This window comes from Thioalkalivibrio sp. ALJ3, assembly GCF_000377205.1.
Taxonomy (GTDB): domain Bacteria; phylum Pseudomonadota; class Gammaproteobacteria; order Ectothiorhodospirales; family Ectothiorhodospiraceae; genus Thioalkalivibrio.
The window spans coordinates 222,164-243,888 of the sequence record NZ_KB897906.1; the positions used below are offsets into that span (position 1 = coordinate 222,164).

A 21,725-nucleotide genomic window follows, 5' to 3' on the forward strand; every position below is an offset into this window, starting at 1 on the left:
TCATTCCTTGTCCATACGGCTGCGCGGGGGTGGCGCACCAAACAACGCACCACCGGGGTTGCGGCGAACATCATCGGACAGGCTGCGCAGGCCCGAGATCGCACCTTGCAGTTCGTCCATTGTCTCCAGGAGCTTCGACTCGCTGACATCCATGCCACGATCAAGCCGCTCGACCATCGAGTCCATGCGATCGATCAGACCCGCGACATCGGCTGCCTCGGCCGTACGGCGCAACTCGCGGATGGCCTCACGGGTTTCCGTCGGCAAAGCCTGCGTATCCGGATGGTCGACGAGTTGCTCGACCGACTGCATCACGCGGTCCGCGGTGCGCATGGTCTGCTCAAGCTCCGAAATCAACTCATCGGCTCGTTGATTCAGACCCGCCGTATCCAGGCTCGACACGGTTTCGTCAACGGTGATCAATACCGAATTCAGGTTTTCGATCACCCCCTCGATATCGAGCCCGTCGATCCTCATGAGCAGGTTTTCCGCGTACTCCATGAACCGGACGGCGATGCTCGGGGAGGACGGAATGTAAATTGACCGGGGCTCCCAGTCGTGTTCCAGCGGCGGGTGTTCTTCCGGGTCCGAGAAGTCCGCTTCCAGATAGTTCATCCCTGTAATGCCCTGTGCCGCGATCCGCACGCGCAGCCCGGCGTCGACCAGGCTCTTGAGGATCTCTGGCTCGAACTCCTGCTCGCGGGCAGTGGCCGCAAACCGGTCGGGCCACAGGCGCGCCTGCACCATCACATAGCGTTTGCGATCGCGCGGGTCGACATCGCGCTGGTATTCCACAGACGTAAATCCAAGCTCGGTAATCTCGCCGATGGTCACGCCCCTGAATTTCACGGGTGCTCCGACCTCCAGTCCCTGGACCGACGAGTCGATGTAGGTTTCGATCGGGATGGACGCACGAAAGAGATTGCCCGCGGTCATGATGGTCAATGCGACCACCAGCGCCACCAGGCCGCCTACGATGAACAGTCCAAGGCCAAAATGTTGTCGGGCACTCATGTGGATCTCTCTTCGGAGTCGGCCGAATCGGCCCGTTGCAGGAAGCGCTGTACCCACGGGTGATCGGATGTGTCGCGCAGAGTCGCCGGGTTCCCTTCGGCAACGATGCTCTTGCTTTCCTTGTCGAGCATAATGACCCGGTCGGCAATCGCAAAAATACTGGCCAGTTCATGGCTGACGATCACAATGGTCATGTCCAGGCTGCGCGCCAGGCGCAGGATCAGCCGGTCGAGCCCCGCCGAGGTGATCGGGTCCAGCCCGGCTGAAGGTTCATCCAGAAACAGCACTTCCGGGTCCAGCACCATCGCACGCGCGATCGCAGCGCGTTTCTGCATCCCGCCACTGATTTCCGAAGGCATGAAATTCGCGAACTCGCCCAGCCCCACCAACTGAAGGCGTGCCTGCGCAATCGCATCCATCGCCTCGCGCGGCAGGTCGGTGTGGACCTCCAGCGGTAGCCGCACGTTCTCCAGCAGGGTCATGGACCCGAACAGAGCGCCCATCTGATACATCACGCCCACCCGTCTCAATATGCTTTCGCGCGCCTTGCCCTCTGCGGTGGTGATATCCGCGCCAGCAATCCAGATGTGGCCCTGCTGTGGCGTGTAAAGCCCGATCATGTGCTTGAGCAGGGTACTCTTGCCGCTGCCGGACCCCCCGAGAATCACGAAGATCTCGCCACGCTGGACATCGAAGTCGAGGTTCCTCATCAGTACAAAATCACCGAACCCCATGGTGAGCTCGCGAACCTTGATCACCGGCTCCGTATTCGCCATTCCTCACACCCCCATGTGGTAGAAGAGGACGGCAAACAAACCGTCAAACACCACGATCAGGATGATCGAGGTGACCACCGCGCTGGTGGTCGAGATCCCCACAGCGGCCGCACCGCTCGCCGTTTGCAGCCCGCGCAGACAGCCCACGCCCGCGATCAGCAGACCAAAGATCACCGCCTTGAATAACCCGGAGAACAGGTCCGACAGGCTGAGTGCCATCGTTACCTGATTGAAGAATGCGACCCAGGGAATCCCGAACCCCTGCATGACCACCGCGGCGCCCAGCAGGCCGATCATGTTCGCGTACATTGCGAGCAACGGGGCAACCACGATGCCAGCCAGCACCTTGGGCAACACCAGGAAACGCACCGGGTCGAGCCCCATCGTTTTCAGGGCGTTGACCTCCTCGTTGACTTTCATCGTGCCGATCTCGGCGGCAAATGCGGCCCCGGAGCGGCCGGCCAGCAGGATCGCCATCATCAATGGCCCCAGCTCGCGGAACAACGATACGGCCACGAGATTGGCGACGAAGATCTCGCCGCCGAACTGGCGCATCGCAATCGCAGACTGGAATGCCAGGATCACGCCCAGCAGGAAGGCAATCAGGGAGACAATGGGCAGCGCCTGGAAACCAGCCGCCTCGGCGACCCGAAAAGTATCGCCCCAGCGCACCTGGCGGGGATTCAGCAGCGCCGCCCCCAGCGCCCGCGTCAGCTCGCCAACGAAGCCGAACTGCGAATAGGCCGCCTGCCCCACTCGGGAAACGGCCTGAAGCGCCTGTGCCAGGGCACCTCCACGATCTTCATGGCGTGCGGGCTCTACGGTTTCCAGTTCGCGGTACGGTGTCAGCTGTTCTTCCACCAACCCCTGAACACCGACCAACTCAACGCCCCTGCCCGCACGCTCGATATCGCGCTCCAGCGCGTGCAGCAACGCAGCGCCCGCGCCGTCGCAGTACACGAGGTCACTGACATCCAGTGTTACGGCGGTCTGCGTACCCTGTGCAAGTTCTCGCACCCGGCGACGCAGAGGCGACCAGACACGCTCCACTGCATGCACGTCCAGCCGACCGGCCAGATGCAGGCGGGCATCCGGCGAGGCTGTGGCATCATAGTGAAACGTCTGGCCCGAATCGGCGGCCTGCTTGTCCATACTGTCGCTCGTGGGGCAATTGCGGCCATGGTAGCCGTAAAGTCACCCGACACGCGAAACGGGGATGAGCCAACCCTGCTCGTCTGCCTCTTGGCCACCCGACACCATCCACTACGAGGAGCCCAATGCCTGCGGCCAACGAAGCTCTACACCAGGTCGAAAGCGCACTGAACGATATCCTGCTAGGCAAACCGGATCGCGTCCGGCTGGCGCTCACCTGCCTGCTGGCCAATGGCCACCTGCTGATCGAGGACCAGCCGGGCGTTGGCAAGACGACCCTCGCGCACGCGCTGGCCGCGGCGATGAACCTCGATTACCGCCGCGTGCAGTTCACCAGCGATCTCCTGCCCGGCGATGTCCTCGGGGTTTCCGTATTCGAGCAGGGCTCCGGCGAATTCCGCTTCCATCCCGGGCCGATCTTTACCCAGATCCTGCTGGCGGACGAGATCAATCGCGCGCCCCCCAAGACCCAGAGCGCGCTGCTCGAGGCGATGGAAGAACGCCAAGCCAGCGTGGAGGGCACCACCCGCCCCCTGCCCGAGCCATTCTTCGTAATCGCCACGCAGAACCCGGAAGAACAGGTCGGCACACATCCCCTTCCGGAATCCCAGATGGATCGCTTTCTGATGCGCATCGAACTGGGCTATCCCGACACCCGCGCCGAGCGCGCGTTGCTCGAGCGCGGCGGTGCCGCGGTGGCGCCCGTCGCCCATCCTGCCCCGAGTGCGATCGTCACACCCGACGACCTGCAGGGATGGCAGTCCCGGATCGCCCAGCTGCATGCCGAACCGGTCGTGCTGGACTATCTGCAGGACCTGATTCAGGCGAGCCGCGACCGCGCACGCTTTGCCCACGGGCTCTCGCCACGCGCCGGGCTGGGTCTGCTGCGCGCCGCACGAGCCCATGCCTACCTCGACGGACGCGACTACGTGACCCCGGACGACCTGGCGGACGTCCTGCCGGCCGTGGCCGGCCATCGTGTCCGTGCCCGCGAACCGGACACCCCCGCACGCACGGTGGAACGGCTGCTGGAATGCGTGCCGGTTCGTTAGGGAAACATCTGCCCGAAGGCATGATCCGCTGGGTCACGCGGCGCCATCGCGCCGACGGGGCGCAGACCACGCTTGGCCGCGACCGTATCTACATCCTGCCGACCCGGGCCGGTTACACCCTACTGGCGATCCTCGGCGTGATGCTGCTCGGGGCGATCAACTACTCCAACAACATGGCGTTTCTGCTGACCTTTCTCCTGGTGGGGATCGGCCACAATGCCATCTGGTACACCCATCGCAACCTGCTCGGGCTCAAGGTGTCGGCGCTTTCCACAACACCGGTGTTCGCGGGCCAGCCGTTGTCTGTCTCCCTGCGCTTGGAGGATACACGCGGGCGCGACCGTGAGTCCTTGCACCTGAGCATCGGCGGATACACAAGCGAAGCCGTTGCGGTACCGGCCAACGGGCGGCAAGTGGCCACTGTGCCCCTGCCGGTGCTCGGACGCGGGGTGTACCGACTACCCCGCCAACACCTGGGCACCCGGTACCCGCTCGGTATTCTGAATGCTTGGAGTTGGCTTGGGCTGACCAGCGAGATGCTCGTGTATCCGCAACCCGTCGATCCAGGCGCCGCCCATACTGGCCTCGGAGACGAGGCCGGCGTCCAGCGCCGTCAGGATGATGCGTCCACACCCGATCACATCCGTCCGTACCGCCCCGGAGACCCGCCCGGCCGTATCTTATGGAAGGCGCTGGCCCGCACCGGCAAGCTGCACATACGCGAGACGGTCGAGGGAGCCCGCGACACGTTCTGGATCGACTGGTCCGCAATGCCGGCCAGCGACACCGAGACGCGCCTTTCCATGCTCTGCCATCAAATCCTGGCTGCCGAGGCGGAGGGCCGCGCATGGGGGCTGCGCCTGCCCGACCAGATCCTTCCACCCGGGCGGGGCCCCGCGCAAAGGGAACGGGGCCTGCGCGCCCTCGCCGAATACCGCTTCGAGCCGATCCCCTTGCCGATTCCGGAAACAACCAGGGGAACGAAGAAGTGAACCGTGTGCGCCGGCATCATTCGCCAGAATTGCGGGGCCTTGAACTCGCCCTGCTGGCCCTGCCGGTAGCCGCCCTTCCGCATGCCTGGTACCAGCCACCGTGGGTCACGCTGATCGTGGCGGCCGCCGTCCTGCTGCGGACCTGGCTCCATCTGAGCGACCGCAAGCCTCCTTCCATTGGCCTGATGGCCATACTGGCGGCGTTCGCGGGCGGGATGACCTTCCTTCAATACGGCACCCTTTTCGGACAGGAGGCGGGCACCGCGCTATTGCTGGTCATGATGGCGCTCAAACTGCTCGAGACGCGCAACCGCCGGGATATCGTGATCGGCCTGTTCCTCGGATATTTTGTGGTGGTCACCACCTATTTCTTCGACCAGTCGTTGGTGATCGCCGCCTGGTCCCTACTGTCCACCTGGCTGCTCACCGCCGCACTGATCCAGGTGCATGCTGGGCGAACCCTCGAACGACGCCGTCTCGCGAAGCAGTCCGGCTGGATGATCGTCCACGCTCTTCCGTTCATGCTGATCCTGTTCGTGGCCTTCCCGCGTGTACAGGGGCCACTGTGGGGCGACCCACAGCGTGACGACGTAGCCACCACGGCCCTCTCGGGCGAGCTCAATCCTGGTGACATCGCGGAACTCCTGCAGGACCAAACCACTGCGATGCGTGTCCAGTTCCATGACGCCGTGCCACCGCCCCGGGCTCAGTATTGGCGCGCACTGGTCATGACGAACTTTGACGGGCGCCGCTGGCAGGCCGAGGGCGGGGAATCCAGTATTGAGCTGCCCTCGCCCGGCAAGCCGGACGAGGTAGTGGCCTACACCGCCACGCTGGAACCCACCCGTGTGCGTTACCTGCCGGTGCTCGACTATCCCGTTTCCCTGCCGGACAACGCCGAATACCGCGACAACCACCAGGTCATACGTGATCGGCGGATCGTGAACCGTATCCAGTACGTCGCCGAGGCGGACCTGACGCGCCCACCGGGCGGCGATGCCCCCCTCAGCGAAAGCGCCCGTGAACGCGCCCTCGAGCTTCCGCCCAGTGCGGCTCCCCGGGCCCGCGCCGAGGTCGCCCTCTGGCGCGCCACGCATGGCGACGATGACCGCGCGATCATCCAGGCGGCTCTTGATCGCTTCGCGGCTGCACCGTACCGGTATACCCTGCAGCCACCTACTCTCGAGGGCGATGTCACCGACCAGTTCCTGTTCGAGACTCAGGCGGGTTACTGCGAGCACTACGCCTCCGCGTTCGCCGTGCTAATGCGCTCGGCGGGGATTCCCACCCGCGTGGTTACGGGCTACCAGGGCGGAGAATGGATGCAGCGGGGCGAGTACCTGCGCCTGCGCAATGCCGACGCACATGCCTGGAACGAGGTATGGCTGGATGGCGAGGGCTGGATTCGCGTCGACCCCACTGCGGCGATCGCACCGGAACGCATCGAAGCCGGCATTGGCGGCCTGACCGGTGGCGAGGGCGAACCCGTGCCCGATTTCCTGCGCCGCGATGGACTCGGCTGGGTGCAGCAACTCCGGTTTGGATTCGAGGACTGGCGCGATTTCGCCCGGTTCCGCTGGGAGAGCTGGGTGCTGGCATTCGATCCCGAGCGCCAGCGCGAACTCTTCGCGCGTTTCGGGCTCGACGCGACCGATTGGCGCGACATCGTCATTGCACTCGGCACCGGGTTTGGCCTGCTTGCCGTCGTGGCCCTGGCCTGGAGTGTGTGGCGTCGGCCTCGCCGCCCTCGCGCTGCGCCGGACCGGCTCCTGCAGCACCTATCCCGGCGGATCGAACGGCAGCAGGCAGGACTGGGCCGACACGCGCACGAGCCCGTCGTCACATGGACCCGACGGGTCAAGGCTGCACGGTCCGATCTCGCGCCGATCGTCGATGCCTTCGCCGAGCACTACAATCAAACCCGCTTCGCCCCCACTCGGCCCGATGACCGGGCCAGACATCTGACGGCCCTGCGGCGACTGGCTGCATCCGACCTGCGGAAGCCAGCCGCCGGCCACCCCGTACCACGGATGACGTAGGATTTTCCCAACAAGAAAAGGCCCGGCCGGATCCAGCATCCGGTCGGGCCTTCGGGTCTTCCAAGGCGGCGCCGGGAGGGAGTCCCGGGCCGCTGCGTCGTCCGGCCGTTATCAGGCCGCGTCGTTACGGAAGATGAAGTGGTGCCGGGCACCGCGGCGCTCGTCCTGACGGCGAGCGACCTTCTGCACTTCCGGGCGGTTGGCGAACTGCGCCAGTGTAATGCCGTCCAGGAAGTCGTACAGCTGCTGGCTCAGGTCATCCCAGAGCTCGTGCGTCAGGCAGCGTTCCCCATCCTGGCAGTCCTTGTGGCCCTTGCAGCGGGTCACGTCCACCGACTCGTCAACCGCTGTAATGATGTTGGCAATGCTGATCTGATCCGCGCGCTTGGCCAGGCGGTAACCCCCGCCGGGACCCCGCACGCCTTCCACCAGGTCGGCCTTGCGCAGCTTCGCAAACAGTTGTTCCAGATAGGACAACGAGATGCCCTGGCACTGCGAGATGTCGGCCAGGGTCACCGGTCCCACCCGATCATGGATCGCAAGATCCATCATGGCGGTCACCGCGTAGCGGCCCTTGGTTGAGAGTTTCATGTCTAAAGCCTCCGAGAAACCGTGATTGTGCGTGTCGAGGTCGACATCCATTCACAGAATCGAATCCGTTCACCTTTCCTGACAATGATAGTCAGGAATAATTCCCTTCTTACCTGACAGTTGTTGTCAGGAATAATTCCATGATTGTATCAGGCGATTGCCGGGAATTCACGTACACCAGACGCAGGTTATTGTGAGAGCCGTCAGAGACTCTCGGAGTTCCCTCGGAAATAGTTAGAAAATTAGGAACTTCTGGATCAATGCCGACTTCGGCCCGATGGGGGCAGCAAAGTCGGGCTTAGACAGGCAGGACGCGACCCGCTTCGTAATCCGGGCCGTTCAGGATCACGACGAGGGTGCCCACCGGGAGGCGAGGAAACAGTTCGATGACCTCGTCGTTACGCATGCGCACACAACCTTCTGAGGCTGGCTCGCCAATGCGTCCCTCTTCATCCGTACCGTGGATGTATATGTAACGCTGATAGGAATCGATACTGCCCCCGCGGTTCAGGCCAGGCTCCAGCCCCTCGAGCCAGAGGATCCGCGAGGTGATGTTGTCCCGGCGACTACGCTCGCCTTCGCCCGTCAGGATCTCGGCAATCTCGCCGGTATTGGCGCGCGCCCGGAACACAGTACCCGGCGCGGCACCATCGCCGAATCGTTCGGCAATACGATGGAGGCCCAGCGGGGTCTTGTAGGTTCCATCCTGGTTTCCGATGCCACGCTCCGAAGTCGAGACATCGAAGACATCCGTGACCTTGCCGCCTTCCCAGACATAGAGGCGTTGCTGGTCGACACGCACGACGACCGTCGGCAGCGTCGCTGCGCCGCCGCCGGCCTGTTTTCGTGCCGCTTCGATGACCGGCTCGATCCACTGCAAACTCGGCAACGTCACTACTCTCTCGTCATTTCTTGTTGGCCAGATCCAGTACCTCGCCCGCCACTGGTGTGTTGACGAGTCCCTCGCCGCGCAGCGACGCCAGGTGTTCGAGGTAGTCGTGGGGCAAACCCGTAACGTACTCGCCGGTAAACACGGAGCAGTCAAAGGTCTCGATGCTCCGGTTACCCCGCCGCACGGCTTTTTGCAGGTCTTCCAGGTCCTGATAGATCAGGCGGTCGGCGGCGATCGCCTCACATACTTCTTGTTCGTCTCTTCCATGGGCGATGAGTTCATGCGCCGCGGGCATGTCGATGCCATAGACATTCGGGTAGCGCACCGGGGGGGCGGCAGAGGCGAAGTAGACCTTCCTGGCGCCGGCCTCTCGCGCCATCATCACGATCTCGCGCGACGTGGTACCGCGTACAATGGAGTCATCGACCAGCATTACGTTCTTGCCGCGAAACTCCAGCGAAATCGCGTTGAGCTTCTGGCGGACCGATTTCCGCCGCTTGGTCTGCCCCGGCATGATGAACGTACGGCCGATGTAGCGGTTCTTGATGAACCCTTCTCGGTACTTGATGTTCAGTTCGTGCGCCATCTCCAGCGCAACCGTGCGCCCGGTATCCGGAATGGGCACGATGACGTCGATGTCGTGATCCGGCCAGACACGGCGGATCTTTTCACCCAGCGCGGTGCCCATCCGCATCCGCGCGCGATGCACGAACACGTTGTCGATCACCGAATCCGGTCGGGCAAAATATACGTGCTCGAAGATGCAGGGGTTGAGCTGCGTGTCTTCCGCACAAACACGCGTCGAGAGCTCGCCCTCGGGTGTAATGAACAAGGCCTCGCCGGGTGCCAGATCGCGCTCCAGTTCGAAGCCTTGCGACTCCAGCGCCGCACTCTCGGAGGCGACCATCCATTCGCGCCCCCCCTCCTCGCCTTCACGCGAGCCGTAGACGATGGGGCGGATACCATGCGGATCACGAAAGGCCAGCAGACCGCGACCGGCGATCATCGCGACGACGCCATATGCGCCCTTGGCGCGCTCGTGCACACGCTCGACCGCGTTGAACACGGAGTCGGCGGTCAGGCCGTTGTCCAGATAGCGCAGGAGCTCCTGTGCGAAGACGTTCAACAGGATCTCGGAGTCGGAATCAGTATTGATGTGCCGACGATCGGTCGCGAACAGGGCCTGCTTCAGTTCTCGGGCATTGATCAGGTTGCCGTTGTGTCCGAGCGTGATCCCGAACGGGGAGTTCACGTAGAACGGCTGGGCCTCGGCGGAGCTCGAGCTGCCGGCCGTCGGATACCGCACATGACCGATGCCCATGTTGCCGATCAGACCCTGCATGTGCTGATTGTTGAAGACGTCCCGCACCAGACCGTTGTCCTTGCGCAGGTGCAGCCGGCCTAAGTCGTCGCAGGTCACGATGCCGGCGGCATCCTGTCCACGGTGCTGCAGCACCAGCAGGGCATCATAAAGCGGCTGATTCACCGGGCCACGCCCGACGATTCCGACTACTCCACACATACGGTTCAGGGCTCCAACAAGGCGGTCGACTAGCGTTGGTCGGCGGGGGGCTCGGTTTCCGGTGCCGATGGTTCACCGGCCGGCTCATCCACGGCGGGATCGGCTGGGTCGTCGGCCAGTAGGCTGCCGATCTGTTCCTGCCAGCTGTCAGGCAACTGCGCGACCATCCACTCGACCAGGCGTTCGAACTCGGGAATCAGGCGACTGTTCTCCCACCAGCCCTCCTCGGGCATCAGTGTCAGAGAGGCCGCAAAGACAAGTACCGCGACCAGAACCACGCCGCGCAGCAGACCGAAGATCACGCCCAGCGAACGGTCGGTGCCCGTCAGGCCGCTGCCGCGCACCAGACGATTGGCCAGCACCCCCAGGATGCCGCCCACGATCAGCACTGCGATAAAGATCAGCGCGAACCCGACCCCCAGGCGCAATGTGGCATCCGACAGCGCCTCGGGCAGCACTTCGGCGACCTCGGCTGCATGCCGAATACCCAGCCAGATGCCCACAATCCAGGTGGCAAGCGAGAACGCCTCGCGCACAAACCCACGAAACAGACTGATAAGCCCCGAGACGACAATCAGGGCGATAATGACCAGGTCGATCCAGTTCACGCGCGGCGGACTTCCGGTGCGAAAAGGCTGCGTAGTGTACCGCAGCGCCTCGAAGTTCGCAGGCGGCTGCCTGCGTGTCCACGGTCGTGGGAGATCATGGGAAGGTCACCACAATGCCCGTGATATCGAAATCGTCCTTCAGTTCCTCGACCAGCTTCTGGGCCTCGTCGCGCTGAGCCACCGGACCCACCTTGACCCGATAGATGCTGCGACCTTCGGCCTCGGACTCGTCGATAAAGGCTGGCCAGCCGGCGTCACGCAAGCGTGATTCCTCTTCCCGCGCATTCCCACCGGCCCGATAGCTGCCCACCTGCACGGCCCAACCCGCTTCGATCGCGCGCGACTCCGGGGCTCGTGTCAGCGGTTCCGGAGTGTCGGCTTCATCGTTGTCCGCCGCGTCTTCCCGGTTCTCCTCGCCATTCTCCAGTGCCTGAAGATCGGCGATTCGCACTTCCTCGCCCCGCTCCCGCTCGGCTCTCGGAGGCGCATCCTCACGTTCGGAAGGAAGCGCGATATCCGGTGCCGCAAAGGTCGGAGCGTCGGGAACCGGGTCATCGATGCCGCTCATGTATTCGTAACCGGCACCGTCGAACAACCACGGGAGAAAGATCACGGCGATCACAATCAGGATCACCGCGCCCGTCAGGCGAAAACGAATGGGACTGTCCGTGGTCATGCCGTGATGGTATTGGAATCCCGCATGTCGGGTCTTGTCCGCGACATTACGCCGCGTCCACCCAGTCGGGCAAGGCAAGTGTGCGAAAGCTTTCTTGCGTCCCTAGCCATGAGCGATGCCTTTCGGTACGGAATCGGGTGGCAATGACTCGCGCAGAGCCGAAGCCGCCAGGTCCGGGGCCTGTTCGAGGATCGCCGCCACCGTGTGGAACGAGCCGAACACGACACACCGTCCCTGGGCTCCGGCCAATTCCTTCGTTTGTTCAAGCGCTTTCTGGATCTCGCCCACCGGCCGGACGTCCGGCTGGCCGGCCTCTTCCAGTTCCGCCGCCAGGTCGTGTGCAGGGAGTGCACGCGGGAGATCAAGCGGGATCGGGACCCAGACATCGACCAGACCGTGCAGCTCGCGCCACATGGCCCTGCGTTCCTTGTCGGCCATGACCGCCACCAGCGCGACGGTCCGCCCTGCGGAGGGATTGTCACGCAACCAGCGCGCGAGCTCGGCGACTGCCTGCGTGTTGTGGGCCACATCCAGTAGCCACTCCGGAGACCCGCCCAGACATTGCAGACGACCGGGCGGGCGAACCTGAAGCGCCCGCTCCAGCGAGGCCGAGCTTAGCCCGGTGCCCATGCCAAGCGACTCGACCACGGCCAGCGCGGTTGCGGTATTCGCGAGGACGGCACCGCTCAGCCCCCGCGCCAGCGGGACATTCCACTCCACCTGAGCGCCATTCCAGCACCAGACGAGCCGTTCCTGTTCGACCAGCAGGTCAAAATCGCGCCCCAAGCGGACGGTAGGACACCCAAGCGCCCGAGCCTGGTCCAGCACGCTCTGTGGAGGCGACAGCTCCCCGATTACCACTGGGTGCCCTGCGCGCATGATGCCGGCCTTCTCGCGTCCGATCACCTCGCGCGAATCCCCCAGCCAGGCTTGGTGGTCGAGATCCACGGCGGTAACCGCCGCCACATCCGCGTCCCAGATGTTCACCGCATCCAGGCGCCCGCCAAGCCCGACCTCCAGCACCTGCACATCGACGCGGGCCTCGCGGAAAAGCCAGGCCGCGGCCAAAGCGCCAAACTCGAAATAGGTCAGCGAATCGTCACCCCGGGCCTGGTCGATCGCCTCGAAGGACCTGCACAGGTCCACGTCCGCGGCCGGCACGCCGTTCAGGCGGATGCGTTCGTTGTACTGAAGCAAATGCGGGGAGGTGAACAACCCCACATTCAGACCCTGCGCCTGCAACAGCGCCGCCGTACGCGTGGTTACGGTGCCCTTGCCGTTGGTGCCGGCCACAATGACCGTACGGGGCGTCCCCGGGCCGCGCAGCCCCAACCTGTCGGCGACCAGGGCAATACGCTCCAGGGTGAGGTCCATGCCAACCGGATGCAGTCGCTCCTGGAAGGCCAGCCATTCAGCCAGTGTGGCGTTGCGCACGGAGGGAGTCAGGTCGAGCGCGGGGCATCCGACGATTCGCTGGCATCATCCGCGCGAATCACTTCCACCTCCGGCTCTTCCTCTTCGACCGGGGCCGCCTCAGGGGCCGGAGCCGGCCCATGAGTCAGCATTCCCAACACGGAGGCCAGACGGCGGCGCATCTCGCCGCGCTCAATGATCATGTCGACCGCCCCGTGTTCGAGCAGAAATTCTGACCGCTGGAAGCCCTCGGGCAGCGTCTCGCGGACGGTCTGCTGGATCACGCGCGGACCGGCAAAACCGATCAGGGCATTGGGCTCCGCGACATTGACATCGCCGAGCATCGCGAGGCTCGCGGAGACACCGCCCATGGTGGGGTCGGTCATCACGGATATGAACGGGATACGCTCCTCGCGCATCCGCGCCAGCACCGCGCTGGTCTTGGACATCTGCAACAGCGAGAACAAGGCCTCCTGCATCCGCGCCCCGCCGGACGCGCTGAAACAGACGAGCGGAATACGCTGTTCCAGCGAACGGTTGGCGCCACGGACAAAGCGCTCGCCCACGGCCGAGCCCATGGACCCCCCCATGAAGCGGAAGTCGAACGCAGAGGCCACCAGCGGGCGCCCCATCAACTGGCCCTGCATGACGACCAGCGCGTCGCGTTCGCCGGTCGACTTCTGCGCGGCGACCAGGCGGTCCTTGTATTTCTTGGAGTCACGGAACTTCAGGACATCGGAAGATTCGATCTGGGCGGCGATTTCCTCGCGCCCCTCCTCGTCGAGGAAGGTTTCCAGCCGCCGCCGCGCACTCATCCGTCGGTGATGCCCGCACTTCGGACAGACATCGAGATTGCGTTCCACCTCGGGGCGATACAGCGTGGCGTCGCAACCCTCGCAGCGCACCCACAGCCCCTCGGGCACGCCCCGTTTGTTGCTGTTGTCGGTACGGATGCGCGAAGGCATCAGCTTTTCGAACCAGCTCATCCTGAATCCCTCAGTCCTGCGAGCGCTGCATTCTACTACACCGACGCCTCGACGCCGGACGCACGCACGCGGTCCATTTCCACGCGCATTCCCGCTACGACTTCGGACGCCGCATGGGCGAACCCGGCCGGATCACCGTCGAACTCCTCGGCGAGACGCACGATCGCGCTGCCCACCACGACGGCATCCGCTACGCGCGCGACCTGCCCGGCCGTCTCCGCATCGCGAATACCAAAACCCACGCCCAGCGGAAGATCCGTGTGCTGGCGGATGGCTTCCAGGCGCTCGGCCAGCGCCGAGGTATCCAGCGTCTGCGAGCCGGTCACGCCCTTGAGCGACACGTAGTAAATGAAACCCCGCGCCGCGCGCGCCACATGACCAATACGCTCGTCGGAGGTCGTGGGCGCTACCAGAAAGATCGGTGCAATCTGCGCGCTCTCCAGTAGTCCCGCAACTTCGTCACACTCCTCGGGCGGCAGATCCACCGTCAGCAGACCGTCCAGCCCCGCCTCACGGGCCTTTTCGACAAAGGTCTCGTAACCCATGCGTTCGACCGGGTTGAGATAGCCCATCAGCACCACCGGCGTCTCGGCGTCGGTCTTGCGGAACTCGGCCACCATGTCCAGCACGTCCCGCAGGCTGGTGCTATAACGCAGCGCCCGTTCGCAGGCCTTCTGGATCACCGGCCCATCTGCCATCGGGTCGGAGAACGGGACCCCCAGCTCGATCAGGTCCGCACCCGCCTTTACCAGCGCATGCATCAGCGGAACGGTGGCGCCCGGCTCCGGGTCACCCGCGGTCACATAGGGCACCAGCGCCGCGCGGTTCTCCGACCGCAACTTGCCAAAGCGTTGCTCGATGCGAGTCATAGCGTGATTCCTTCGCGTTCCGCCACGGTGTTGAGGTCCTTGTCGCCCCGACCCGACAGGTTCACGATAATGCTCTGGTCCGGACGCATCGTCGGGGCCAGTTCCAGGACATGCGCAATCGCGTGTGAGGTCTCCAGCGCCGGGATGATGCCCTCGGTACGGGTGAGCCGATGAAAGCCCTCCAGCGCTTGGTCATCGGTCACGGCGACATAGCGCGCACGGCCTGTGTCCTTCAGCCAGGCGTGTTCCGGCCCGACGCCCGGATAATCCAGCCCGGCCGAGACCGAATGCGTCCCGACGATCTGCCCATGCTCGTCTTCCATCAGGTAGGTGCGGTTGCCATGCAGCACGCCCGGCTGCCCGGCACAAAGCGGTGCCGAATGCCGGCCGGACTCGATGCCCGCGCCTGCGGCCTCGACGCCAATCATTTCCACGGACTCGTCATCCAGGAACGGATGGAACAGGCCGATCGCATTCGATCCGCCGCCAACACAGGCCACCAGCGCATCCGGCAGCTTGCCGGTCATCTCCAAGTGCTGCGCCCGCGCCTCGCGGCCGATCACGGCCTGGAAGTCTCGCACCATGGCCGGATACGGATGCGGGCCTGCAACGGTACCGATGATGTAGAAGGTGTCGTCGACATTGGTGACCCAGTCGCGCATCGCCTCGTTCAGGGCATCCTTCAGCGTACGCGTGCCCGATTTCACCGCCACGACCTCGGCCCCGAGAAGACGCATCCGATAGACGTTCGGTGTCTGCCGCCGCGTGTCCTCTTCGCCCATATAGATCACGCATTCCAGCCCCAGACGCGCAGCCACGGTAGCGGTGGCCACGCCATGCTGGCCGGCACCGGTCTCCGCGATGATCCGGGTCTTGCCCAGGCGCTTCGCGAGCAGGGCCTGGCCGATGGTGTTGTTCACCTTGTGCGCGCCGGTGTGGTTCAGGTCCTCGCGCTTGAAGTACACCTGTGCCCCGCCAAGCTCTCTCGAAAGACGCTCGGCGTGATACAGCGGATTGGGACGACCGACAAACTGCTGCAGATCATGGTCCAGCTCCGCCATGAAGTCGGCATCGCCCATATACTGCTCGTACGCCTTTTGCAGCTCGTCCAGCGCGCCCATAAGGGTTTCGGATACAAAGCGCCCGCCATAGGGCCCGAAATGCCCGCGGGCATCCGGGAACGCCGCCCAGTCGATCTTGCTCATTCGTTCACCTCGCATTGGCGCACGGCCTTCACGAAGGCCTCCATGCGCCGTGCATCCTTGATCCCCGGGGCACTCTCGACTCCGGAGCTTACGTCGACCCCGTACGGGCGCAGGTGTTCCAGCGCCTCGCGTACCGAATCCTCGTCCAGTCCCCCGGCCAGCAGCCAGGGCCGGTCCAGCGCCTCGGGCACCGTGTCCCAGTCGAACCGGTGGCCGGATCCGCCGCTGCGCCCGGCTCCATGGCTGTCCAGCAGAAAGCCCTGCGCCTGGGGGTGGGCGTCCATCACCGGCCGCGGATCACCCCCCTCGTTCATCGACACGGCCCTGAGATAGGGATACCCGAAACGCGTACATTCCGCTGCCGACTCATGACCGTGAAACTGCAGGCAGTCCAGGCGTACCCCGGCCAGGACCTGCTCGACGTGTGCCGGGTCCGGGTCGACGAACAGTCCGACCGTGGTCACGAACGGGGGCAATGCCGCCGCGATCTCCGCCGCCTGGTCGGACTCGACATAACGGCGGCTGGGCGGATGGAACACCAGGCCGATCGCGTCGGCCCCGGCACGTGCCGCGGCCTCCGCCTGTTCCGGCGTCGTGATTCCGCAAATCTTTACCCGATAGCGCATCCCGCTCCGGCCTCAATTATCAAGCGGCAAAGCGTACCAGAAGCACGGCGGCTAGCCTCTTTCCCGCAATCAGACCGCCCCATTGCCCGGGATCCCCTCCAGTACCGGCCCCTCGGCACTGGGGAGAGCGAATTCGGGCGGGTAGTCTACGTGAACGAAATAAAGCCCCCCGGCCGGGGCCGTGATGCCCGAGACTCGCCGGTCGCGGGCGGCGAGGATCCGCGCGGCCCAGCCTGGCTCCTCGCGTCCGTCTCCGATCGCCAGGAGAACTCCGGCAATGTTCCGCACCATGTGATGCAGGAAGGCATTGGCATGGATATCCAGGATCACGTAGGAACCGCGCCGCTGGACACCAATCGAATGTATATTCCGAATTGGTGATTTCGCCTGGCATCCGGCGGCACGGAGGCTGGAAAAGTCGTGCTCGCCAACAAAGGTCTGCGCCGCGTCATGCATCCGTGCAGCATCCAGTGGGCGTCGCCACCACGCCACCCGCCCGGCCTCCAGTGCGGGGCGTACCGGTCGATTCGCGATCACATAGCGATAGCGACGGCCGAACGCCTTGAAGCGTGCATGAAAATCGTCGTCGACCGGCTCGGCCCAGCGCAGGGTGATCCCGTCCGGCAGACGACTGTTCACCCCCAGCACCCAGGAATGCCGTTCCCGGACCGCCGCAGTATCAAAGTGCGCCACCTGAGCGGTCGCATGGACCCCCGCATCCGTGCGTCCCGCGCAGGTGAGCTCAATCCCCTCGTTTGCCACGAAACTCAGCGCCGCCTCCAGGTGCCCCTGGACGCTGGCCCCGTCCTTCTGGCGCTGCCAGCCCAGCAACCCGCGCCCGTCGTACTCGATTCCCAACGCCCAGCGTTGACGGGCCGGATCCGTATCACTTGCCGTCAATGTTGTCCTTGGCATCACCTGATCACCACCACCAGGCAAGCCCGCCGACTGCAACCGCCACAATCCACAACCACACCACCGCCCCCGCACCCCCTTGGGGAACTGTGCTGCTGCGCCCGGTGAACGCGTCGGTCGCCAGCTCCGGCACCTCGCCACTCAGGGCACGATCCAGACGCACGATCAGCCAGTCCCGCGCCCCATGCAGCCGCTCGCGCCACCCGCCACGAAGCCCCTCACGCTCCCGTTCAATATCCACCCGGTCCGACTCGAACAGCGCCAGAGCAAGAAACAGCCGTTGCGCGAACCGCTCACCCCACCCGCCAAAGCAACCACGAGGACCCGCCAGAAACGAAGACAGCGCCCGAACCAGCTCGCCTCGCGAGAACCGCTCCGTCAGCCAGACGACCAGGACTACCACCAGGGCCAGCGCCCCAATCCGCCAGAATGCCTCGATCAAGCCAGCCAGCGCGGGGCCTTCTGGTGTTTCGACCGGCCAGACCCCGAAGAACACCAGTAAAGACAGATAAAACCATTTCAGTCGCCAGAGCAGGCGTCCGCAGCGTTCCCAGGCAAAGGGCCCCGCCCACACAAGTCCGGCAACCCCCAGCAGCACCGCCAGCACCACGACCGGTTTAGCAGTCGCCAGCACCGCCGACAACAGCAAAACGGCCGGGAGCGCCCACAGGGACGCCGATCCGGCCGTCTCGTACTTGATGTCGAAACCCCGTCGCCTCATCGCGACAGGATACTGCTTCAGCAGATCCGATGGCGGATCACGACCCGTCCAGTTGTTGGCGAATCGCTTCCGCCTTTGCCTTCTGCTCCTCGGTGCCGGAGGCGACGATCTCGTCAATCAATTCACGCGCCCCCTCCTCGTCGCCCATGTCCGCATAGGCCTGGGCGAGGCTCAGACGCGTTTCATTGTCATCATCCGCGCCAACCGGTTGGGCGTCGCCCGGTGCCGACGAAGCCGTCTCCGCTTCGGCAGACGGGGTATCCTCGTCGCCCAGATCCAGGGCTGGAATATCGCTTCCGGCCTCCGTGTCCTCCCGCCCGTCATCATCCAGGTTGGGGAGATCACTGTCATCGATATCGAACGAGAGGTCGTTCAGGTCATCCCCGCCCTCGTCTGCCTTCTCGGGGGCCGACGGCTCCACGCCATCCCGGTCGAACGAGTCTTCAAAATCGAAGGAAAGGCCGGAATCCACCTCATCGGGCTGTCTGGCGGATTTCGCTGTTTCATCGGCGCCGGATTCCACATCCGGCAGTTCCAATCCGGAAAAGTCAATTTCGTTGCGGGCATCTACGTCACCGCTTGGTGTCGGCTCTGCAGCCGGCACCTGCTCATCGTCATCAGCCGGGGAGCTGCTCGACCCGGGACCAACATCACCGGCCCCACCGATACGCGACTCAAGCTCGGCCAACTGATTCCGGGTATCCAGGTCATCGGCCGCCATGCGCTCACGCAGGCCTGATGCAGCCTCGCGCGCCCCCGCCTCGTCGCCAAGCGCCACGCGCGCCTCGACCAGTTTCAATCGATACCGGGTGTTCTCCGGATCGCGCTCGATGGCCTGGGTGAGCGTCTCTTCGGCCTGATCGTTCATCCCGTAGGCAAGGCAGACATCCACTTCGGCCAGCACATCGTCCACTGAGGAGTCCCCACTGGAACTGACCACCACCGGTTCGCCGACCGACTCTTCCGGCTCATCGGGCTCGACCGGCTGATCACGATCGTCTTCTTTTCCGGCGACCGCACCAGCGGCCATGCCGGTCACGGCGCCACCAACGGCTGTCGCAGCCCCGGCAACGGTCGAACCGCTCCGAGCTTCATCGACTTCGCGCGCCTCGTACCCCGCCGGTTCCACTGCCGATGCCTGCACACGGCTGTTGTCCGCACGCCCCGGCATGCCAGCGGCGCGCTCTTCGACCACCATCTCACGCCGACCGCCCCGCGCGAACGCCATTAGTACCAGCAGTAGCAGGATCACCAGCGCGATCGCCATCATCAACAGCAGCGGGTCGTTCATGATCCGTTCGTGCAGCGGGGCGTTGCGTTCTGCGTCCGCCCGGTCGAGTCGCGCCATCAACTCGTTGCGTTCCGCGCGCAGCTGGCTCAGCTGTTCCTCCAGCTCGGCCATGTTCTCGCTCGAGATCTCCGCGAGACGGCCGCGCTCACCGAGCTCCTCGCGCAGTTCGGAAATCTCATCGCGCATCCCCTCCATCTCCGCGCGCTGGGACAACATCGCTTCCTGGAGCAGATCGGGGGACTCGGCTGCGGCAACCGCGCCTTCATCCGTCTCGGGGAGGAGCTCCGTCACGATCTCCAGCCGGTCGTCGGCAACTGCCGCCTCGTCTTCCTCGTCCACCGCGGCCACGTCGTCCTCGGCCGCGACCTCGTCTTCCTCGGGAACGGCTTCATCGTCTTCCGCAACGACCTCGTCCTCTTCCGGGACCGGCTCGACTTCCGGCTCCACCTCGGCCGCTTCTTCGGGCTCTGGCTCCTCGCGCGCGGCCGTCACGGTGCCGTCACGCCAGACCTGCGTCTGGCGCTGGACTTCTGCGCGCGCCTCCGACGCGCTTCGCTGTTCGAGTTCGGAACGCGACGGGACCGTCAGTTCTGCACCCGCACGAAGAGTGTTGATGTTCTGCTCGGCGAACGCATCGGGGTTGGCCTCCAGGAAGGCCAGCATCGCCTGATCGGCCATACCGGCAAGACCCGCGCGTTCTACGATGCGATACAGCGTGTCACCACTGCGTACGGTGTACGATTCGCCCTCGCGCGGCATCGGTGCATCCCGGCGCGCGGGGGCGTCGCGGGCGGTTTCTCGCGGCACCGGCGCGGCTGCATCCGCGGGCATAGTGTCGGGCGGGTCCAGGAGCAGGGAGACTTCGCGCATCGAGCGTCCGCCATCCCAGCGAGCCTCAAGGAGAATCCCCACATATGGCTCGCGAACCGCCTGACGGGTGGTCAGCACCACGCGTCGATCCGCACCCTGTCCCTGAACCTGGATATTCAGATCCCCCGGTACACTTCCGCGGTTCATGCCGGAGCGACGATAGTCGCTTTCCGAAGCCTGCCGCACCTGCAGCGAGTCACTGGCCGCGGCACCGCCTCGCAGAGGAATCTCCGCGCGCAGGGCCTGATTCAGATGGGATTGCAGGCTGACCTCACCAAAACTCACCGAGTTCGATGATGCCGGTGCAACCAGCAGCAAGAGCAGTAGCCCGAGAAGTAACTTGCGCACGAATCCCCCCTGAATGTGCCGCGCGGCCTGTCATCGCCTGGGCCACCTTACTGCCCCAGCGCCCCCTGGCCGCGGTTTGCCGGGTATGAGTTTTCCCGGACTTTCACCGGATTAAATCACAGGTAATCCCGGATCAAAACCTCGGCAATCTGGATCGTGTTCAACGCGGCGCCCTTGCGCACGTTGTCGGAGACCACCCAGAGGTCCAGCCCGCGGGGATGCGAGATGTCCTCGCGGATGCGTCCGACGAACACCGCATCCTTGCCGGAACCCTCGGTCACGGCGGTCGGATAGCCCCCGTCCTCGTGCTTGTCCAGCACCGTGATTCCCGGCGCGGCAGACAGGATCTCGCGGGCCTTGTCCGCGCTGATCTTCTCGCGGGTCTCGATGTGCAGGGCCTCGGAATGGCCGTAGAACACCGGGATCCGCACGGCGGTCGGGTTCACCAGGATGGACTCGTCACCCATGATCTTCCGGGTCTCCCAGACCATCTTCATCTCTTCCTTGGTGTAGCCGTTGTCCTGGAAGACGTCGATGTGCGGCAGCGCGTTGAATGCGATCTGCTTGGGATAGACATTGCACTCGACCGGACGGCCGTTCAGCAGTGCCGCCGTCTGGTGCGCCAGTTCCTCGATTGCATCCTTGCCAGTGCCGGAGACGGCCTGGTACGTCGCGACGTTGATGCGCTCGATACCGACCGCGTCGTGTAGCGGCTTCAGCGCCACCAGCATCTGGATGGTGGAGCAGTTCGGGTTCGCGATGATCCCGTGGCGCGTGTAGTCACCCACCGCGTCCGGGTTGACCTCCGGCACCACCAGCGGGATCTCCGGGTCGTAGCGAAACTGCGAGGTGTTGTCGATCACCACGCAGCCGGCCGCGGCCGCCTTGGGCGCGTACTCGGCGGATACCGAGGCCCCCGGCGAGAACAGCCCGATCTGCACGGTGGAGAAATCGAAGGTGGCCAGATCCTCCACCTCCAGCTCGCGGCGGCCGAAGGCGACCGTCTTGCCGACCGAACGCGAACTGGCCAGCGCATGCACCCGCCCCAGCGGCAGGTCGCGCTCGGCCAGGATGGAGAGCAGGGTCTCGCCGACGGCGCCGGTTGCGCCCACCACGGCCACGTCAAACTTGCGGTCACTCATCGTTCATTCCCGGTTTAATTTTAGC

General features: G+C 64.6%; 20 protein-coding genes. 3 read left to right on the forward strand and 17 right to left on the reverse strand.

Features of this window, described 5'->3' with window-relative positions; genetic code table 11:
• Genes C935_RS0105205 through C935_RS0105215 form a run of 3 tightly spaced genes read right to left on the reverse strand, consistent with a single transcriptional unit; the run spans nt 1 to nt 2,942 of the window.
• A complete protein-coding gene (locus tag C935_RS0105205) occupies nt 1-1,014 on the reverse strand; it encodes an MlaD family protein (protein WP_018861457.1) in 1,014 nt (337 codons plus the stop codon).
• Nucleotides 1,011-1,790 (reverse strand): ABC transporter ATP-binding protein, encoded by a 780-nt coding sequence (locus C935_RS0105210; protein ID WP_018861458.1) that lies wholly within the window; start codon nt 1,788-1,790, stop codon nt 1,011-1,013. Before C935_RS0105210 ends, C935_RS0105205 begins: the two co-directional genes overlap by 4 nt.
• A gap of 3 nt (nt 1,791-1,793) precedes the next feature.
• A complete protein-coding gene (locus tag C935_RS0105215; RefSeq protein ID WP_018861459.1) occupies nt 1,794-2,942 on the reverse strand; it encodes an MlaE family lipid ABC transporter permease subunit in 1,149 nt (382 codons plus the stop codon).
• Nucleotides 2,943-3,067: 125 nt separating this feature from the next.
• Between C935_RS0105215 and C935_RS0105220 the strand changes: the two genes are divergently transcribed.
• The 3 genes from C935_RS0105220 to C935_RS0105230 are packed head-to-tail and all read left to right on the forward strand — an operon-like array spanning nt 3,068 to nt 7,025.
• Nucleotides 3,068-3,994, forward strand: coding sequence for a MoxR family ATPase (locus tag C935_RS0105220; RefSeq protein ID WP_018861460.1), 927 nt, complete (start codon nt 3,068-3,070; stop codon nt 3,992-3,994).
• Nucleotides 3,976-4,986 (forward strand): DUF58 domain-containing protein, encoded by a 1,011-nt coding sequence (locus C935_RS0105225; RefSeq protein WP_026278656.1) that lies wholly within the window; start codon nt 3,976-3,978, stop codon nt 4,984-4,986. The genes C935_RS0105220 and C935_RS0105225 overlap by 19 nt, the downstream gene beginning before the upstream one ends.
• Complete coding sequence (locus tag C935_RS0105230; protein WP_018861462.1) at nt 4,983-7,025, forward strand: transglutaminaseTgpA domain-containing protein; 2,043 nt, start codon at nt 4,983-4,985, stop codon at nt 7,023-7,025. The genes C935_RS0105225 and C935_RS0105230 overlap by 4 nt, the downstream gene beginning before the upstream one ends.
• 111 nt (nt 7,026-7,136) lie before the next feature.
• Here C935_RS0105230 and iscR read toward each other — a convergent pair whose 3' ends face one another.
• The 14 genes from iscR to C935_RS0105300 form a co-directional block, all read right to left on the reverse strand.
• Nucleotides 7,137-7,616 (reverse strand): Fe-S cluster assembly transcriptional regulator IscR, encoded by a 480-nt coding sequence (gene iscR, locus C935_RS0105235; RefSeq protein WP_012982722.1) that lies wholly within the window; start codon nt 7,614-7,616, stop codon nt 7,137-7,139.
• 298 nt (nt 7,617-7,914) lie between these two features.
• Nucleotides 7,915-8,511: a L,D-transpeptidase gene (locus tag C935_RS0105240; RefSeq protein WP_081616576.1), complete on the reverse strand. Its 597-nt coding sequence runs from the start codon at nt 8,509-8,511 to the stop codon at nt 7,915-7,917.
• A 10-nt stretch (nt 8,512-8,521) separates the two neighbouring features.
• Nucleotides 8,522-10,030, reverse strand: a complete 1,509-nt coding sequence (gene purF / locus C935_RS0105245; protein ID WP_026278658.1) for an amidophosphoribosyltransferase — start codon at nt 10,028-10,030, stop codon at nt 8,522-8,524.
• A gap of 29 nt (nt 10,031-10,059) precedes the next feature.
• Nucleotides 10,060-10,638 carry a CvpA family protein gene (locus tag C935_RS0105250; RefSeq protein WP_018861466.1) on the reverse strand — a complete coding sequence of 193 codons (579 nt, stop codon included), beginning with the start codon at nt 10,636-10,638 and terminating at the stop codon, nt 10,060-10,062.
• A 94-nt stretch (nt 10,639-10,732) separates the two neighbouring features.
• Nucleotides 10,733-11,314 (reverse strand): SPOR domain-containing protein, encoded by a 582-nt coding sequence (locus C935_RS0105255; protein WP_018861467.1) that lies wholly within the window; start codon nt 11,312-11,314, stop codon nt 10,733-10,735.
• Between the two features lie 102 nt (nt 11,315-11,416).
• Nucleotides 11,417-12,748, reverse strand: coding sequence for a folylpolyglutamate synthase/dihydrofolate synthase family protein (locus C935_RS0105260; RefSeq protein WP_018861468.1), 1,332 nt, complete (start codon nt 12,746-12,748; stop codon nt 11,417-11,419).
• An 8-nt stretch (nt 12,749-12,756) separates the two neighbouring features.
• On the reverse strand, nt 12,757-13,713 hold the full coding sequence (gene accD, locus C935_RS0105265) for an acetyl-CoA carboxylase, carboxyltransferase subunit beta (RefSeq protein WP_018861469.1): 957 nt from the start codon (nt 13,711-13,713) through the stop codon (nt 12,757-12,759).
• 35 nt (nt 13,714-13,748) lie between these two features.
• Nucleotides 13,749-14,582 carry a tryptophan synthase subunit alpha gene (trpA, locus tag C935_RS0105270; protein ID WP_018861470.1) on the reverse strand — a complete coding sequence of 278 codons (834 nt, stop codon included), beginning with the start codon at nt 14,580-14,582 and terminating at the stop codon, nt 13,749-13,751.
• On the reverse strand, nt 14,579-15,787 hold the full coding sequence (trpB, locus tag C935_RS0105275) for a tryptophan synthase subunit beta (RefSeq protein ID WP_018861471.1): 1,209 nt from the start codon (nt 15,785-15,787) through the stop codon (nt 14,579-14,581). Before trpB ends, trpA begins: the two co-directional genes overlap by 4 nt.
• Nucleotides 15,784-16,413 carry a phosphoribosylanthranilate isomerase gene (locus tag C935_RS0105280; RefSeq protein ID WP_018861472.1) on the reverse strand — a complete coding sequence of 210 codons (630 nt, stop codon included), beginning with the start codon at nt 16,411-16,413 and terminating at the stop codon, nt 15,784-15,786. Before C935_RS0105280 ends, trpB begins: the two co-directional genes overlap by 4 nt.
• A 69-nt stretch (nt 16,414-16,482) precedes the next feature.
• Nucleotides 16,483-17,271 carry a tRNA pseudouridine(38-40) synthase TruA gene (truA, locus tag C935_RS0105285; protein ID WP_018861473.1) on the reverse strand — a complete coding sequence of 263 codons (789 nt, stop codon included), beginning with the start codon at nt 17,269-17,271 and terminating at the stop codon, nt 16,483-16,485.
• A gap of 64 nt (nt 17,272-17,335) precedes the next feature.
• Nucleotides 17,336-18,049: a hypothetical protein gene (locus C935_RS0105290; protein WP_018861474.1), complete on the reverse strand. Its 714-nt coding sequence runs from the start codon at nt 18,047-18,049 to the stop codon at nt 17,336-17,338.
• A 37-nt stretch (nt 18,050-18,086) separates the two neighbouring features.
• Nucleotides 18,087-20,495 (reverse strand): FimV/HubP family polar landmark protein, encoded by a 2,409-nt coding sequence (locus C935_RS0105295; protein ID WP_018861475.1) that lies wholly within the window; start codon nt 20,493-20,495, stop codon nt 18,087-18,089.
• Nucleotides 20,496-20,674: 179 nt separating this feature from the next.
• Nucleotides 20,675-21,700 (reverse strand): aspartate-semialdehyde dehydrogenase, encoded by a 1,026-nt coding sequence (locus C935_RS0105300; RefSeq protein ID WP_018861476.1) that lies wholly within the window; start codon nt 21,698-21,700, stop codon nt 20,675-20,677.
• Nucleotides 21,701-21,725 lie beyond the last annotated feature (25 nt).

Coding starts and splice junctions, on each gene's coding strand:
- C935_RS0105205 (WP_018861457.1), bottom strand. CDS start 1,014: ATGAGTGCCCGACAACATTTTGGCCTTGGACTGTTCATCGTAGGCGGC.
- C935_RS0105210 (WP_018861458.1), bottom strand. CDS start 1,790: ATGGCGAATACGGAGCCGGTGATCAAGGTTCGCGAGCTCACCATGGGG.
- C935_RS0105215 (WP_018861459.1), bottom strand. CDS start 2,942: ATGGACAAGCAGGCCGCCGATTCGGGCCAGACGTTTCACTATGATGCC.
- C935_RS0105220 (WP_018861460.1), top strand. CDS start 3,068: ATGCCTGCGGCCAACGAAGCTCTACACCAGGTCGAAAGCGCACTGAAC.
- C935_RS0105225 (WP_026278656.1), top strand. CDS start 3,976: ATGCGTGCCGGTTCGTTAGGGAAACATCTGCCCGAAGGCATGATCCGC.
- iscR (WP_012982722.1), bottom strand. CDS start 7,616: ATGAAACTCTCAACCAAGGGCCGCTACGCGGTGACCGCCATGATGGAT.
- purF (WP_026278658.1), bottom strand. CDS start 10,030: ATGTGTGGAGTAGTCGGAATCGTCGGGCGTGGCCCGGTGAATCAGCCG.
- C935_RS0105255 (WP_018861467.1), bottom strand. CDS start 11,314: ATGACCACGGACAGTCCCATTCGTTTTCGCCTGACGGGCGCGGTGATC.
- accD (WP_018861469.1), bottom strand. CDS start 13,713: ATGAGCTGGTTCGAAAAGCTGATGCCTTCGCGCATCCGTACCGACAAC.
- trpA (WP_018861470.1), bottom strand. CDS start 14,582: ATGACTCGCATCGAGCAACGCTTTGGCAAGTTGCGGTCGGAGAACCGC.
- trpB (WP_018861471.1), bottom strand. CDS start 15,787: ATGAGCAAGATCGACTGGGCGGCGTTCCCGGATGCCCGCGGGCATTTC.
- C935_RS0105280 (WP_018861472.1), bottom strand. CDS start 16,413: ATGCGCTATCGGGTAAAGATTTGCGGAATCACGACGCCGGAACAGGCG.
- C935_RS0105290 (WP_018861474.1), bottom strand. CDS start 18,049: ATGAGGCGACGGGGTTTCGACATCAAGTACGAGACGGCCGGATCGGCG.
- C935_RS0105300 (WP_018861476.1), bottom strand. CDS start 21,700: ATGAGTGACCGCAAGTTTGACGTGGCCGTGGTGGGCGCAACCGGCGCC.